12 protein-coding genes are annotated in these 15,869 nt (G+C 65.2%); 7 read left to right on the top strand and 5 right to left on the bottom strand.

Going from position 1 to position 15,869, the window contains the following annotated elements; all coding sequences use genetic code 11:
* Positions 1-383 precede the first annotated feature (383 nt).
* From SM757_RS23340 to gloB, 4 genes are all read left to right on the top strand, one after another.
* Complete coding sequence (locus SM757_RS23340) at positions 384-2,372, top strand: sigma-54-dependent Fis family transcriptional regulator (RefSeq protein ID WP_322467232.1); 1,989 nt, start codon at positions 384-386, stop codon at positions 2,370-2,372.
* Positions 2,373-2,714: 342 nt separating this feature from the next.
* On the top strand, positions 2,715-3,347 hold the full coding sequence (locus SM757_RS23335; protein WP_322467231.1) for a tat (twin-arginine translocation) pathway signal sequence: 633 nt from the start codon (positions 2,715-2,717) through the stop codon (positions 3,345-3,347).
* A 68-nt stretch (positions 3,348-3,415) separates the two neighbouring features.
* On the top strand, positions 3,416-4,984 hold the full coding sequence (locus SM757_RS23330) for a GMC family oxidoreductase (protein ID WP_322467230.1): 1,569 nt from the start codon (positions 3,416-3,418) through the stop codon (positions 4,982-4,984).
* Between the two features lie 102 nt (positions 4,985-5,086).
* A complete protein-coding gene (gene gloB / locus SM757_RS23325; protein WP_322467256.1) occupies positions 5,087-5,857 on the top strand; it encodes a hydroxyacylglutathione hydrolase in 771 nt (256 codons plus the stop codon).
* Between the two features lie 290 nt (positions 5,858-6,147).
* On the opposite strand, the gene SM757_RS23320 is transcribed toward gloB, so the two are convergent.
* From SM757_RS23320 to SM757_RS23310, 3 genes are all read right to left on the bottom strand, one after another.
* Positions 6,148-6,393 (bottom strand): hypothetical protein, encoded by a 246-nt coding sequence (locus tag SM757_RS23320; RefSeq protein ID WP_322467229.1) that lies wholly within the window; start codon positions 6,391-6,393, stop codon positions 6,148-6,150.
* A gap of 128 nt (positions 6,394-6,521) precedes the next feature.
* Positions 6,522-9,518 (bottom strand): hypothetical protein, encoded by a 2,997-nt coding sequence (locus SM757_RS23315; protein WP_322467228.1) that lies wholly within the window; start codon positions 9,516-9,518, stop codon positions 6,522-6,524.
* A gap of 799 nt (positions 9,519-10,317) precedes the next feature.
* A complete protein-coding gene (locus tag SM757_RS23310) occupies positions 10,318-11,250 on the bottom strand; it encodes a LysR family transcriptional regulator (protein ID WP_322467227.1) in 933 nt (310 codons plus the stop codon).
* Positions 11,251-11,374: 124 nt separating this feature from the next.
* Here SM757_RS23310 and SM757_RS23305 point away from each other — a divergent pair, with 124 nt between their 5' ends.
* The 3 genes from SM757_RS23305 to gcvA all read left to right on the top strand — a co-directional run bounded on the left by SM757_RS23305 (position 11,375) and on the right by gcvA (position 13,588).
* On the top strand, positions 11,375-11,836 hold the full coding sequence (locus SM757_RS23305; protein ID WP_322467226.1) for a VOC family protein: 462 nt from the start codon (positions 11,375-11,377) through the stop codon (positions 11,834-11,836).
* Between the two features lie 26 nt (positions 11,837-11,862).
* Complete coding sequence (locus tag SM757_RS23300) at positions 11,863-12,540, top strand: SDR family oxidoreductase (protein WP_322467225.1); 678 nt, start codon at positions 11,863-11,865, stop codon at positions 12,538-12,540.
* 154 nt (positions 12,541-12,694) lie between these two features.
* Positions 12,695-13,588 carry a transcriptional regulator GcvA gene (gcvA, locus tag SM757_RS23295; protein ID WP_322467224.1) on the top strand — a complete coding sequence of 298 codons (894 nt, stop codon included), beginning with the start codon at positions 12,695-12,697 and terminating at the stop codon, positions 13,586-13,588.
* On the opposite strand, the gene SM757_RS23290 is transcribed toward gcvA, so the two are convergent.
* Together SM757_RS23290 and SM757_RS23285 are read right to left on the bottom strand one after the other, a co-directional pair.
* Entirely contained in the window at positions 13,551-14,801 is a 1,251-nt protein-coding gene (locus SM757_RS23290; protein WP_322467223.1) for a CaiB/BaiF CoA transferase family protein, read from the bottom strand. The genes gcvA and SM757_RS23290 overlap by 38 nt on opposite strands.
* Positions 14,802-14,871: 70 nt before the next feature.
* Positions 14,872-15,855 carry a tripartite tricarboxylate transporter substrate binding protein gene (locus tag SM757_RS23285; protein ID WP_322467222.1) on the bottom strand — a complete coding sequence of 328 codons (984 nt, stop codon included), beginning with the start codon at positions 15,853-15,855 and terminating at the stop codon, positions 14,872-14,874.
* Positions 15,856-15,869: the final 14 nt, after the last annotated feature.

The raw sequence follows: 15,869 nt of genomic DNA, 5'->3' as shown, positions 1-15,869 counted from the left end.
TTGCGGGCCAATCGACCAGGCCCGGCTTCATTTAGCGAGAGCTGTGCCAAGCATCGCCGCGGCCGCGTAACAGCAGCCTTCACGGGGGAAGACGCAGCCAAGCCGCTGGTGAGCAAGGTGCCGGCGTAGTGTTCTGCGACACCCGCCCGTCCGCACGGCGACCGATCCTGGGACGCTGGCGCCGCCCAGGGCGCCTCGCGGCAGCGCCAGCGCGTCCTGCCCCGGACGGTTCACTAGGGATAGGACTGAATTGATGCGAGTCAATCGCAAAGCTAGCATCCGCCGCCTGCGAAGCGGGCTGCCTTGGCAGCACAAGACGATGCCGCGCCGCTTTGCAGCTTGCAATGAACATGAAAGCCGTCGCAACGGCCAAGGAGACAAAGATGTCGCCCCAGGACAGAACACAGGCATGGCTGCCTTTCCAGGCGCTCAGCGTCGATGACGTGATGAAGGCCTGGGAGCGCTTCCTGGCGGGCGAGGTGCTGGTGACCTCCGTGATCTCCACGGCGCTGCTGAACTCCTGGCAGCGCAGCCTCAAGTCCGGCGTGGACCCGGTGAGCCGCGCAGCGCCCCTGGCCGTGCGTGGAGACCGGCTGCAGCGCCTGCGCGAGCGCAACCACGAGCTGCTGGAAGCCGCGCGGGGCCTGTTCGACTCCGTCTCTCAGGTGCTGTCGGAGTCCGGCTCCATCATGCTGCTCACCGACGCCGACGGCATCGTCCTGGAGGCCGCCGGCAACCTGGGCACGCTGGAAGCCGGCCAGGAAATCCGCCTGGTGGAAGGCGGCAACTGGCACGAAGATGCGGTGGGCACCAATGGCATAGGCACCGCGCTGGCGACGGCCGCGCCGGCTTACGTGCATGCCGCCGAGCATTTCTGCGAAGGCATCAAGAGCTGGAGCTGCGCGGCCGCACCGATACGCGCGCCCGTCAGCAACAAGATCATCGGCGTGGTGGACATCTCCGGGCCGCCCAATACGTTCCTGGTCAACAACCTGACGCTGGCCATGACGGCGGCGCAGCAGATCGAGCGGGTGCTGGCCGAGGGTGCGATGCGCGACCGGCTGCAGTTGCTGGAGGTGTGCCTGAAGCGGGTATCGGCCTCCGACGCGGCGGGCATGATCGCGCTGGACCGCTTCGGCCGCCTGGTGCATGCCGCGGGCCAGTTGCCCACGCGCGGCATTCGCATCGGCGAGCCGCTGCCGGGGCTCGATGCCAGCGGCGAGGTCGAGGCCTGGGCCGAGCGGCTGCCCGCGGGCTTTCGCGCCGACCTGTTCCAGCCCGTGGTGGCCGACGGCAAGGCCATAGGTGCGCTGGTCATCGTGCCGCAGCGGCCTGTGCGCTCCTCCTCCCCCATGGAGATGAAGTCTGAGGCCGACAGCCAGCGCAACAGCTTCGCGTACCTGGCGGGCCGCAGCCCTGCGCTGCAGGCGGCCATGGATAGGGCCCGACAACTGGCGGCGCGGCGCGTGACGGTGCTCATCGAAGGCGAGACCGGCACGGGCAAGGAGCTGTTTGCGCGGGCGCTGCACGGCCGCGAAAGCGAGAACGGCCCGTTCATCACCTTCAACTGCGGCGCAGCGACCAAGGAGCTGATTGCCGGCGAGCTGTTCGGCCACGTGCGCGGCGCCTACACCGGCGCCACGTCCGAGGGCCGGGCGGGCCGCTTCGAGCTGGCGCACGGCGGCACGCTGTGCCTGGACGAGATCGGGGAGCTGCCCGCCGAGCTGCAGCCGGTGCTGCTGCGCGTGCTGGAGGAAGGCGTGTTGTACCGGTTGGGCGACACGCGACCCCGCCGCGTGGACGTGCGGCTGCTGGCCATGACGCACCGCGACCTGCGGGCCGAGGTCGAGGCCGGCCGCTTCCGCCGCGACCTCTACCACCGCATCGCGGTGACACGGCTGAAGATCCCGCCGCTGCGCGAGCGCGGCAACGACGTCGACCTGCTGATCGAGCACTTCAGCCAGCAACTGGCCGAGCGCCATGGCGTGCCCAAGCGGCACTTTCCGCCGGACGTGCTGGACGCGCTGCGCGCCTACGCGTGGCCCGGCAACGTGCGCGAGCTGCGCAACGTGGTCGAGAGCCTGCTGCTGGTGGGCGACGCGGTGAACGTGTCGTGCGAGGAGCTGGACGAGGAGATCGTCGCCGAGCGAGCGCCATCCAGACCCGTTGCGACAGCACCGGCCACGCCGGCCGCACCGGAGCCGGCCAGCCTGGAGGCCGCCGAGCGCCTGACCATCACCCGTGCCATCCAGTCGGTGCAGGGCAACCTGGCGCAGGCCGCGCGCCACCTGGGCATTTCACGCAGCACGCTCTACCGAAAGGTCGAGCGCTACGGCCTGGAAAGCATCGTCCGCCACGCGGACGAGGCCTGAACGCCGCCCGCGACGCCGGCCCAGGCGCTCGCGACGGCCCGCTGTTTCACTATCGGACGCCTGCCTCAATATGAGTCGCCGCAACCCCGCGGCGCACAGCGCGCCATTTGCGCTCTCCAGGGCCGGCGACCCCGTCCAGCACGGGTTTCATCGACTGGCATGGTCCGTGCATTAAATCGCACGCGACGCTTTTCGAGCGTTGAAAGAAACCACTGAACAAGACCCTGCCTGCTTGCGGGCGGCGTGAGCACGCCTATTCACGTCCGCCGCCGAGAAGCGGCGCTTATTCAGCGCGCGATGGCTTTCACGGCCAAGCCCATGACCCACCACGAGGAGACCCGAATGCGCACGATTTCCATCCAACCCGCCACCCACCACAGCGCCGAACAGGCGACGGAGGAAATTGGCGCGGTTCGCAAGGTGAAGTTGCCATTGACCCGCCGAGAGCTGTTGAGGGGAACCGGCGTGATTTTCGGCCACATCGCGGCCGGCAGTGCGCTGGCGGCGTTGGCACCGTCAACCGCTTGGGCCTTGGAGCTCAGGAAACTCAACGAAAAGGAAGGCAGGACGCTCATGGCGATGGGGAAAGTGCTTTATCCCCACAAACAATTGCCTGACGCGGCGTATGCGCTGCTGGCCAAGGATCTGGACGCCAAGGCCCGGAAAGACGCAGATACCGCCAAACAGCTCGTGGCAGGCATCCGTTCGCTGCACCAGGCTGCCGGCGGAGATTTCTTGAGGGCGTCGCCGGAAATTCAGCTTCAGATTGTCAAAAGCCTGGAGGGCAAGCCGTTTTTCGCCACCGTGAGGGGACAGTGCATCACGTCGCTCTACGACAACGATATTGCATTTGCCGCCTTCGGCTATCCGGGCGCCTCTTGGGACAAGGGCGGCTACATCACCCGCGGCTTCCAGGACCTGCAATGGCTGCCTGAGCCCCCGCTGGAGATCAGCCCCAAGCCGTATTTTGGCTGATATGGGCTGACCGGAGCTGACTGCATATTCCTTCCCGACGACATTCATTTTTATATTTGGAGACAGGCATGGCGAAGTTCAATGACAACGATGATTCGGTGGTGGTCATCATTGGCTCAGGTGCCGGCGGCGGCACGCTGGCCAACGAGCTCTGCCAAAAAGGCATCAAGGTCGTGGTATTGGAGGCTGGCGCGATGCAATCGAATGCCACCTTCATCAACGACGAGTGGAAAGCCTTTCAGCAGCTTTCCTGGCTCGATCCTCGCACCACGTCCGGCACCTGGCGTGTCGCCAAGGATTTTGCAGGCTTGCCCGCCTGGATATGCAAGACCGTGGGCGGAACCACCACGCACTGGGCGGGCGCCTCGCTGCGGTTTCAGGCCCATGAATTCAAGACAAAGACGCACTATGGCGATATTTCCGGCGCCAACCTCCTGGACTGGCCGCTAACGCTGGAGGAACTGGAGCCTTATTACGCACGCGCCGAAGACAAAATGGGCGTGACCCGGACGAACGGAATTCCGGGGCTGCCTGGCAACAACAATTTCAAGGTCATGTATGCCGGCGCCAGCAGTTTGGGCTACAAGGAAGTGCATACTGGCCGCATGGCCATCAACAGCGAGCCGCGCGACGGGCGGGGACGCTGCATGCAACTCGGCTTCTGTTTCCAGGGCTGTAAAAGCGGCGCCAAATGGAGCACGCTCTATACCGAAATTCCCAAGGCCGAGGCTACCGGGAATTTTGAATTGCGACCGCAATCGCATGTGGTGCGCATCGAGCACAACAACAAGGGCAAGGCCAGCGCTGTCGTCTACTACGACAAGGACGGCAAGGAGCGGCGCCAGAAGGCACGCATCGTCTGCGTGGCCGGAAATTCCATAGAAACGCCGCGACTGCTGTTGTTGTCGGCCTCGAACATGTTCAAGGACGGTTTGGCCAATTCGTCCGGCCAGGTTGGGCGCAATTACATGCGCCACGTCACCGGCTCGGTCTATGCCGCTTTCAAGGACCCCGTGCACATGTACCGCGGCACCACGATGGCCGGCATCGTCCGCGACGAGGCCGGGCATGACACCAAGCGCGGGTTTGCCGGCGGCTATGAAATGGAGACGCTTTCTCTGGGTTTGTCCTTCATGGCGGCATTCCTCGAACCCGGCGGCTGGGGAGAGGATTTTGCGTGGTGGATGGAGCGCTACACGAATCTGGCCGGCATGTGGATCGTGGGAGAAGACATGCCGCGCGAAACCAACCGCGTGACCCTGAATACGAACGTCAAGGACAAATGGGGCAACCCGGTGCCCAACGTGCATTACGACGATCACGCCAACGACCTGGCCATGCGCGAGCACGCTTTCACGCAGGGTGAGCGGGTATATCAGGCGGCCGGCGCGATCCGCACTTACCGCACGCCGCCCTACCCCTCCACGCACAATCTGGGAACGTGCCGCATGGGTGAAAAGGCGACAAACAGCGTTTGCAACAAGTACGGCCAAACCCACGATATGTCCAACCTGTTCATTTCGGATGGCAGCCAGTTCACCACGGGCGGTGCGGAAAATCCCACGCTCACCATCGTGACGCTCGCCATCAGGCAGGCGGATCATATTGCCAAGCTCATGAAGGAACGCGCGGTCTGAGATACAGGCCAGCACGCCGGCCGGTGCTCTAAAGGCAGCCGGCCGGTCCATTGCATCGGGCTCATGGGGCTTGATGGACCAACCCAGGAGGGCAAGAAGCTCATGTGGACGTTTTCGCCGATCAGGGCATTTCAGAACAACTACATCTGGTTATTTCAAAACGGGTTGGAAGCATGGGTCGTCGATCCGGGCGAGTCCACAGGCGTGCTGGATTACTTGCATTTTCACGGCCTGCAACTCCGGGGCATTTTCATCACCCACCACCACGCTGACCATATAGGTGACGTACGGCATCTTTGCGAGGCCACCGGAGCGGCTGTATTCGGCCCCGCCACCGAGATGGCCGGACAATTGTTCCACAGGCTCTCTGAAGGGGCTCGGGTGTCCGCGCTGGGCATCGAGTTCCACGTGCTGGATGTGCCTGGCCATACGGCCGGCCATATCGCCTATTACGCGCCCGATTTTGACGGCACCCCGTTGCTGTTTTGTGGCGACGCACTTTTTTCCGCCGGGTGCGGAAGATTGTTCGAAGGCACGCCGGAGCAAATGCTGCGCTCCCTCGACAAGCTTGCAGCACTGCCTGGTTCGACGAGAATCTGCTGTGCCCACGAGTACACCTTGGGCAATCTGAAGTTTGCGCTGGCCGTCGATCCCGACAATGAAGACATTGCCACGAACATCAAGCACTGCGAGGCTTTGCTGGCGGAGGGGCTCCCCACCGTGCCAAGCTCGATAGAGAAAGAACTGCGCATCAATCCCTTCCTGCGGAGCCGGCACGCCGCCATCAAAAAAGCCGTCAGGCGTTTCCATCCCGACGCATTCAATGAAGTCGAAATATTTGCCGCGCTGAGGGCCTGGAAAGACAGGTTTTAGGCAAGCTCACGATGGCGTTAAAAGCCGGCTCCTTTCAGAGCGGCATCAGCGCTGCCTTCACCCGGCCATCCAGCCAGGTTTCGCAGGTCTGGCCCGGTATGAAGGCTGTCGGTGTGAGAGGCGGCCGGCCGGGGCTCTGAACAGCAAGGCCGAACGTTGCGGGTGTCAACGAATGTGCCCCCTTTCAATGCCGCAGGGCTGGCGGCATCCGGTCGACGCCGCCAGCTCCGTGGTCACCTTGCGCACGCAGCGATGGGCGTGCCACCGGGCCGCGTGCGTCAGGTCCGTGCTCAGCGCGCCGCCTCGCCTCGGCGCACCCGCTCGCTCTTCACGCGGGCGTCGTTGGTCTTGTGCGCCAGCGCCAGCGCGCGCTCCAGCGCGGGCGACGGCTTTTGCGCGCTGGCCGCGGCGGCTTGCTCGGCAGCCGGGGTGGCGCGGCTGGCATCGGCCGAGTCGGCTCCGCCGCAGCCGGCCAGCACGGCGCCGGCCAGCAGCACGATGGCGACACCTCGCCCGCTGTGGCTCTTCATGCTCAAGGGATGTCTCATGGTCGTTGCGCTCCAGTTGCCGGCCTCCGTGGAGGCCGGGTAAGCAAGTCGAAAGGGTCCGGTGGAGGGGCCCGGCCGGCCCTTGCTGAGGGCTTGCCGGGCCACCCTGGACCTGCTCAGCGGTTGTTGTTGTAGTCGTCCAGCGTCTTGGCCAGGTTGTTCATCGTGTTGGCATCGGCCGCGCCGATCGCCGTGTGGGTCTTGCCGTTGAACGCGTACTTGCCCAGCAGCAGAACCGCCTGGTTGACAGCCGTGGTCGCCGCACCAGTCCTGCCCGCGCCCGCAAGGTAGTTCAGCTCGGCTGCCACCAGTTGGGCCGCCAGGTTGAACGCCGGGTCGCTCGCCATCTTCTTGCCCGTGTCGGTGGTGGACTTGTTGAGCAAGTTCACCGCGGCCGTGCAACTGGGCGCCACGTTGGGCGTCGCCGTGCTGCCGGACAGGGTCAGGTAGTAGGTCGCTGCGAAGGTCGGGTAGACACCGCTTTGCGCCGAGACCACCAGGCCCGGAGACGCGGCCTTGGCCAACGTCTGGTCGAGCACCGGCTTCTGGCTGCCGCCGCTGCAGGAGGCCCAGTTCTTCCAGTAGCCGATGGTCAGCGCCCGCCCGCCCGGAGGAGGCGTGTTGTCCACGGCGAAGGACTTGGTCTGGCCAGCCTGCACCGTGAAGTTCACGCACAGGATGCTGTTGTCCACGTTCGGATTCGTCGCCACGCCGTCAGGCGGCATGAACGAGCTCGGTACGAAGGACCCCAGCGTTGTCTGCCAGCCCGGCATCGTGCTCTCGCAAAGCTGGTAGGTGTCGCCAGGCACCAGCCAGGTTGTGAACGCGATGATGCCGCCATTGAGTGCGGTGGCTTGGCCGCTTTCCAGCGTCGTGCCGACTTGCGTCGTGGAAGCGCCCTGCCGGAGCTGGAACGTGAAGGCCTGCGTGCTCGTGAGCGGCAGCCCCTGGACGGTCTTCACAACGCGGGCCTTGCCCTGCTTCTGGTTGTTGAAAGTGCACGAGAAAACGCGGCCGTAGTCCTCGGGATAGTCGACCGTGAACTCGCAGACCTTGTCACCGTTGGCGTCAGGCGATGCGCCGGTGAGCAGCCAGGCCGGCGACTTGGTGGTCTCCGTCACGGTGTAGGTGCCCTCCGCCAGCACCTTGGCGAACGCTGCATAGCCCGCACCCGCCTGGACCGTGATGGCCTCGCCCGCGGCACTGAGCCCCGGGCCGCGCAGCGTGAAGGTCCAGTTCAGGTCCGGATCGCCGCTGGGCAGCAACGGGTCGGTGATCTTCTGTACCCGCGCAGCGGCCAAGCCGTTGGCTGGCACGTTGTTGAACGCGGCGGTGCCTTCGCATTCCAGAGCATCGAAGACGTCGTCGCCATCGGCACCGGCCTTGAGGTGCAGCACCTGCTGGTCGCCGCCTTGCGGTTGCAGCCCGGAAGGGACACCGGTCGCCCCGGCGCTGGCAAAGAAGGTCGAGGACAGCTCCGTCACCGTGTAGTCGTCCGGGACCAGTCCGTCGAGCTGCAGCGACTGCATGAGGCCACTGCTGGCGTTGAAAGTCAGCGTCTTGTCGACCTGGTAGCTGGCGTCACCACCCCGGGTAATGCGGAAAACGACTTCCAGCCGCTCGCCGCTGTCGAAGGTATAGCTGGCCGGAATGGTCTTCTGGAGGTTGAGCTTGACTGCCGCGCTCGACGTGATCGCCACGTTGATCGGGCCGGCAACCAGCTCGTAGGTCGGCGACGGCGCTTCGGCCACCAGGGTGGCGGTGTCGGTCAGCACGCCGTCAACGATGCGGCGTCCATCCAGGTAGACCGTCTTCCTGAACAGCACCGTGTTGGTGTTGGTCTGGCCCGCCACGCCCCAGTCCACCTCGCCGTCAGTGCGCGTGCCCGCGACGTAGCCGTTCGTGAAGGCACCAAGGACCGGCGCCGCCACGGCGTAGCTCAGATGTGCACCAACGATGGACTCGACATCGGCAATGGCCACCGAGGCGTTGTTCACCGTGCCGGAGGTGATCTGCGCCTGCGCTGCCGCGCTGGTGGTGCCCGGCACGGGCACACCGGTGACCGTGTCCGTGTAGCTGCCAGTGACGACGTCGTTGAGGTAGTCCCCCACGGTGCCAGCATCACTGGACAGCGTGGCCGAATGCGTCGCCACCAGGATCTGCTGATTCGCCGGCACGTCCACCGGGCCGAACGAGGCCTGGTCCAGCAGCGTGGTCTGGGCCGTGCCCTTGTAGATCTTGTCCGTCACGCTGACGGCAATCGTGCGGGCCGCCGGATTTTTGGCGTAGATGTTGGTGATGACGTGCACGCCACCCGCGACCGTCCCGACCTTCTCGTACTTGACGGTGAAGGTGACTTCCCTGGACTGCTCGCTCGAAGGCGCCGCGCAGACGTCGCCGAAGTTGAGCGACAGCTGGTCGGGCGACTTGGTAAGGTTCCACTGCACGGTGGAGTCGGCGCTGGCCGCCATGTCCTTGTGCAGTTCCTGCGGCAGGATCTCCTTCACGGGGATGGAGACGTCACGCGCACCGATGCCGTTGGTCGTGAGACCACCGCCGGTCGTGGGCAATGCCAGGTTCGCGTGCAGCGAGGAGCCTGGGAACAGGTGCGAACCCAGCGCCAGCCGCGCGTAGTAGTCGAACACACAGGTGGTGTCCTTGGGCTGCGTCACCGTCAGCAGCCGGTACAGCGAGCGGCTGATGCCGCCCAGTCCCGGGTTGGCCTCCTGCTGCGGACCGACGGTCGCAGGACAAGTGGCGTCGGACAGCGCCGTGTTGAGCACGGGCGCGGAGATCACGTCATAGCCCGGCCGCTCCGGGTTGCCGTCGGCGCGGTCCACGACCACGGCGATGGTGTAGGTCTGCGTCGCCGGCGCGGAGTTGCCCGCGTTCAGCGTGACGCGGTACGGCACCAGGTCCAGTTCATTCCAGCCCTTGCCCAGGTTGCCGCTGGTGTAGACCGTGTTGGGACACACGAACTGGCCGCTGCCATTGGGCAGCGTGACCGTGCCGTCGTTGCGACAGCCTTCCAGTGTCGCGCTGACCTTGTCCGGGTCGGCCGCCTGTGCCGCGGGTGCGCCCGTCGCCCAGACAATCACCGCCAGCAATGGCACGGCAATGCGTCTCATTAAATCGACCATGACTACCCCTTTCTGCCGGCCGGGAGCCGGCATAGTGGTCGTGAAGCAGGCACGGTCACACCAAACCCTATTTAGGGTTTTGGATGGCTAACCTGCATTATTTGGCGCTTGAGCGCCCAACCCTCACGGGTTTTTCGATGCTGGTTGTTTACTGAGTTGCAGCATGGCAGAGCCCTTTCGGCAATAAATTGCACCGACGCGTTGCGCCGTGCTCGTGCCTCGAAACGCCAAACGGCTCAGCGTTTCGACTGGGAACTCTTCAGAATTGCAGTCATGAGCAGCCCCTTGCCGCCGCACATGCCAGTGCGCGCTCACTATGGGCCTGACCTGATCTAAATTTTGTTCTTATGCTCGGAAGAACATCAGCCTATAACAAATCGCTCAAAGTATCAGCAGAAATATTCGTAAAGCAGAGTGTGCGCTCCTGACTTCTTGTAACGTCAATTCAAAAAAACAGTTTTTTCATTCGGATGATGTGTTTTACCGCTGAAGCCCAAACAAACGGCACACAGACAACCGCCTGCCAAAATTCCTCAGAAAGCCAATAGATACCTTTTATAGCTATGAGACGTTGCGACAAACGCCTTTATCGCCACACGTTGCTTGAATTTTTCGCTTTCCCGCCTTAACCGGCTGGCCAGCATGTGTGCTTCAAGCGATCGCAATTCTCTATTGCAGCACCAGAGCAGCGGTGAATACGACCAATATTTTCCCAAACGAACATTCACTGGTCTTTATGCCAAATAAATTCAATATTTGGCCGCATTGAATCTCAAATGCGATCCCGTTGTTGCAAAAAGTCGATCAATGCCCGCAGTTTGCCGGGAATCTGCGATCGGTTTGGGTAATAGAGATAGAAATGCTCTCCCGCAGGGCCGTGGCGCTCGAGTACCGCTGTGAGCTCTTCCGCAGCAATGGCCTCTGCCGCAAAGGGCTGAAATACGTAAGCCAGCCCACACCCCTGACGGGCTGCGTCCAAAACGCAGCGCATTTCGTTGAAGGTGAGTCGTCCACGAACCGCGATGGTTACTTCGCGGCTGCCCGAGCCGAAACGCCAGTCGAGATATCGGCCGCGATGGCCGATGCGTTGGCGAATGCACTCGTGGTCGAGCAAATCGGCCGGTTTCGTTGGCACGCCATGATCGCGCAGATAACCGGGATTGCCGACGACCACCATCGGCTGGCGAGGGCCGACCGGGACCGCGATCATGTCGAGTTGCAAGGCATGGCCGAGGCGAATACCGGCATCGCTGCCGCTGGCCACGATGTTTGCCAGCCCGTTATCGATCTGCATATCCAATTCGATGTCGGGAAATTCGGCCAAAAAGGCCGGCAATCGAGGTTCGAGCAGCGTTTTGTAGGCCACGTACGACGTATTGAGCCTGAGCACGCCCCTCGGCCGGGTTGAGGCCTCACCGACTTGCTGCACCGACAGGCGAACCCGCTCCAGTGCCGGCACGATACCTTCGAGCATCTGGCTGCCTGCTTCCGTGAGCGCCACGCTGCGCGTGGTGCGGTTGAACAGCCGCACGCCAAGCTGCTCTTCGAGTTGCTTGATGGTCTTGGAGATTGCGGTAGGCGTGACGGCCATCTCCGCGGCAGCGCGCGCGAAGTTCAGATGCGCGGCCACCCGCTCGAAAGCCATGAGCGCGGGCCACGGCGGCGACGTGCGAGCGGGGCCTGGGCGGCTGCGGGACGGCGGCATGGTGGGCTCCTCGGATGCTGCTCAATTATGAACTTCCAGTTCATTCGGCATGGTCCATTGCAGAGATTCACGGCATCAATGCGGCTGCCTACCCTTACGCCTGCCAACTCAACGAAGCCCAACCATGTCGCTGACCCACATGCCCGCCACCCGCACCGACAGCCCCTTTGCGTCGATGCGGGGCCACCACGTCGCCATCCACGTACCGGATTTCCAGGAGGAAGTCCGCTGGTTCGTCGAGGCGCTGGATTTCCGCGTGATCCACGAATGGCCCTATGCGGACCAGCAGTTGGCCTACCTCGCCCCGCCCAACGACAACGCCTTCTTCGTCGAGGTGCTGGGTGGCGGCGATCCCAAGCCGATTCCCAAACCCGTGTACGCCGATCTGGGCGACAGCCTGCGTCTGGCGGGCCTGCACCATTTCTGCCTCAACGTCGATGACATCGAGGCGACGGTGGCGGAGCTGCGGCGCCGCGGCGTCCACATCGTCACCGAGCCCTTCGAGCTGCCGGTGATCAACCGCCGCCTGGCCTTCCTTGCCGACCCCTTCGGCAACCTGATCGAACTGGCCCAGGTCCTGGGCTGATGGTGCGCGACGCAAGGAGGTCCATCATGAGCAAAACGATCCTCACGCTGGGCGCCGGCCCCGGCATTGGGCTGGCGACAGCCCAACGGTTTGCCCGCGAGGGCTATGCCGTCGTCCTTGCCGCGCGCGACGGCAAACGGCTGGAACGCCAGGCCGCCGTCCTGCGCACAGCGGGCGCCGACGTGCAATCCGTGGCGCTGGACGTGTCCGACGCCAGCGCGGTCTCGGCACTGATACGCGACCTCGGCGACCGCCTCGACGTGCTGCACTACAACGCAGGCATCCTGCGCTACGACGCCCAGGGGGCCTTGCAGACCCATGCGCTGGAAGATCTGGCCGAGCGCGACCTGGAAAGCGACGTCCGCATCAACATCACGGGAGCGCTGTACGCGATCCGAGCCGCCATGCCAGGCATGAAGGCGCGCCAGCGCGGCACCATGCTCCTCACCGGCGGCGGGCTCGCCACCCATCCCGCAGCCGAGCTGCTCACGCTGAGCGTCGGCAAGGCGGGGTTGCGCACCATCGCCCAGGCGCTGTTCCAGCCCCTGAAGGCCAGCGGCGTCCACATCGCGGTGCTCGACGTCGCCACGCTCGTGAGCCCGGACTCCGCCCAGGCGCACGGCGTCGGCGAGGCGTTCTGGCAATTGCACGCGCAGCGCGAGCAACCCGTGGAGAGCTGGAGCTGGGAAGCCCGCTATTCATGACGTCCCGGCGCGGGAGTGGCCATGCGTCGCCCTGGTTGATCCCTGTGCGGTCCTCGGCCCCGCCGCGCCGGCACGGCAGGGCCCGGCGGGGCAGCGGCACGCGTAGTGGCTGTCTCGATTGATCCAGCCTCGATCCACGCCTACCGTCACGGCCATGGACCGCCTCCCGCCGCTCAACGCCATCCGGGCCTTTGAGGCTGCCGCACGCCACATGAGCATCACGCTCGCGGCCGAGGAGCTGCATGTGACGCCCGGTGCGGTCAGCCGCCAGATCAAGACGCTCGAAGACGCCCTGGGCGTCCAGCTCTTCACCCGCGGCCATCGCAATATTTCCCTGACCCGCCAGGGACAGGACTACTGCCGAGCAGTCACACGCGCTATCGAGGTGCTGCGCGAGGCCACGCGCAAGCTCCAGCGCAGGCGCCAGCGCAAGCAGCTCAAGATCCGCGCCTACACCACCTTCGCCATGCGCTGGCTGATCCCGCGGCTGTCGGGCTTCCATGCCGCGCACCCCGACATCGAGGTGCTGCTCAAGGCTTCGCTGGAACCCGTGGACTTCCGCAACGAGGACATCGACGGCGCGATCCGCCTGGGTGACGGCCACTGGCCCGGCGCCCACGCAATCCGCCTGGTGGACAACGTGCTGGTGCCCGTAGCCAGTCCCGCGCTGCTCGGTGCCGGACCGAAGCTCAAGCGCCCCCCGGATCTGGCGCACCACACGCTGCTGCACAGCATCGCGCGGCCGGACGACTGGGGCTACTGGCTGGAAGCTGCCGGCGTCAGCGAGCAGATCGATGCCCGGGCCGGGATGACCTATGAGAGTTCCGCAATGAGCTACGCGGCGGCCGTCGAAGGCCAGGGCGTGGCCATCGCACAGCGCTTTCTGGTCGAGAAGGACTTGCAGGAGGGCCGGCTCGTCACGCCGTTCAAGAAGGCCCTGGACATGGGCGACTTCACGTACTACCTGCTCACGCCCTCGCACCGCGAGGAGTCGGCCGACATGCAGCGGTTCAGGCTGTGGCTGCTGGAGCAGTTCCACGCTGCTTGAGCGCCGGGCCGGCAGGCTCGGCACAGCACACCGCCCGCGAGTGATGCAGCGCGTCGATGTCCACGTCGCTGAATCCGCAGTCCTTCAACACCTGCCGCGTGTCTTGGCCGAGCGTGGGCGCGGCGCGATGTGCCTGCGCGTTTGCCTGGGCACTGTTGACCGGGAAACCGGGCAACCTGACCGCGCCGACTTGCGCATGGTGCACCTCGGCCAGCATGCGATTGGCCGCGACCTGCGGATGGCGTGCCACGTCATCGTAGCTGGCCACGCGGGCGCAAAGGATGTCTGCAGCCCCCAGCAGCGCCAGCCATTCGTCGGTGCCGCGCGTGCGAAACACGTCGGTGAGCAAGGGCACCAGGGCTTGCCGATGCGCCACGCGCAGCGGCGAGGTGGCAAAGCGCGCATCGGTCGCCAGGTGCGGCACGCCCAGCAGATCGCACAGGCGCGTCCAGCGTGCGGGCATGTAGGCCGCCACCATCACCCAGCCGTCCCGCGTCTGGAAGGCCTGGTTCGGTGCCGAATAAGGCGCTGCGCTGCCCACCCGCTCGGGCAGCGCGCCATCGGCCAGCCAGCTCGTGAGCGAGGACTGCTGCAGCGCCAGCGCGCAGTTCAGCAGGTTCACGTCCAGGTGGCCGCCCTGCCCGTCGCGGGTGCGCTGCGCCAGCTTGGCCAGCACCGCCATGGCCGCAACGTAGCCCGTCATCACGTCCACCACCGGCGCCTGCACCTTGCACGGCTCCGCGCCCTCCAGGCCGATCAGCCCCATCAGACCGGAGTCCGCCTGGATGATGCCGTCCACGCCGGCATGTTCCGCACAGGGTCCGGTCTGTCCGTACGCGGAGATCGAGCAGTAGATGAGCGCCGGCTGCGCCTGCAGCAACTGCTCGGGGCCCAGGCCCAGGCGAGCCATCACGCCGGGACGCATGCTCTCCACGACCATGTCCGCACCGGCGACAAGGCGCCGCGCCACTGCCAGGCCAGCGTCGCTCTTGAGGTCCAGCGACACGCCCAGCTTGTTGCGGTTGAAGCCGTGGAACAGCGCGGCGTCTTCGCCGATCCAGCCGGGTCCCAGGCCGCGGCCGAGCTCGCCTCCCGGCGGCTCGATCTTGATCACGCGGGCCCCCATGTCGGCCAGCAGCATGGTGCAGGTCGGCCCGGCGCCGATCTGCGTGAAGTCGACGACGGTCAACCCGTCGAGCGCATTGCGCAGCATGTTCACTCTCCTGAAGCGTTGTGGGCGCGCTTGAACGCGCCCTGGGCTGGCGCGACCTTGAGCATCACCGTCACGGCGACACCTTGATGTGGTTGTCGGCAATGACACGCTCCCAGCGCTTGAGCTCCGTGCCGATGAAGGACTTGAGCTCCGCGGGCGTCGACACCTGCTTCTCGAAGCCCTGCTGCGCGAGCTGCTTCGCCACGGCCGGGTCGTTCAGCGCCTGGACCATCGCCTCGTTGAGCCGGGCCACCACCTCCGGCGGCGTCTTGGCCGGCGCCAGCAGGCTGTACCAGAGGCTGGCGTCGTAGTTCTTCAGGCCGGCATCTCCGAAGGTGGGCAGCTCCGGCGCCAGCGGCGTGCGCTTCTGGCCCGCAATGCCCAGCGCCCGCACCTTGCCGGTCTGGATGTGCTGCGCCACGGAGGCGTAAGTCGCGAACGACACCTGTATCTGGCCGGCGATCAGGTCCGTGATCGACAGGCCCGTGCCGCGGTAGGGCACGTGCAGCATCTCGGTCTTGTTGAGTTTCGCGAACACCTCGCCGGCCAAGTGCTGCGGTGTGCCGTTGCCCGGGCTGCTGTAGCTGAGCTGGCCCGGATGGGCGCGCGAATAGGCCAGGAACTCCTGCAGCGTCTTGTAAGGCTCCTCGGGATGGCTCACCAGCACCATAGGCACTGAGGCCAGCAGGCCCACGGGCTCAAAGTCGCGCTCGATGCGAAACGGCACCTTCATGCCCAGGAACGGATTCATCGTCACCTGGCTGGAAGCGATGACGAGGGTGTAGCCGTCGGGCTCGGCACGCGCCACCAGTTCCGTGCCCAGGTTGCCGCCCGCGCCGGGCTTGTTCTCGATGACGATGGTCTGCCCAAGCAACTGGCCCATCTTCGGCGCCACGGCGCGGGCCAGGATGTCGTTGCCCCCGCCGGGCGAGAACGGCACGATCAGGGTAATGGGCTTGTGCTTGGCGAAGCTTCCTTGGCCCAGGGCCGGCGCAGCCAGCAAAGCGGCCACGCAGGCGGCCAGGACGGTGCGGCGACGGGAAGTGGTGTTCATGCTGGTCTCCTTCA

Source organism: Azohydromonas lata (assembly GCF_034427735.1).
Lineage (GTDB): Bacteria > Pseudomonadota > Gammaproteobacteria > Burkholderiales > Burkholderiaceae_C > Azohydromonas > Azohydromonas lata.
The sequence above is the reverse complement of the archived record's forward strand: the minus strand, read 5'-3'. Positions and strand labels throughout refer to the sequence as shown.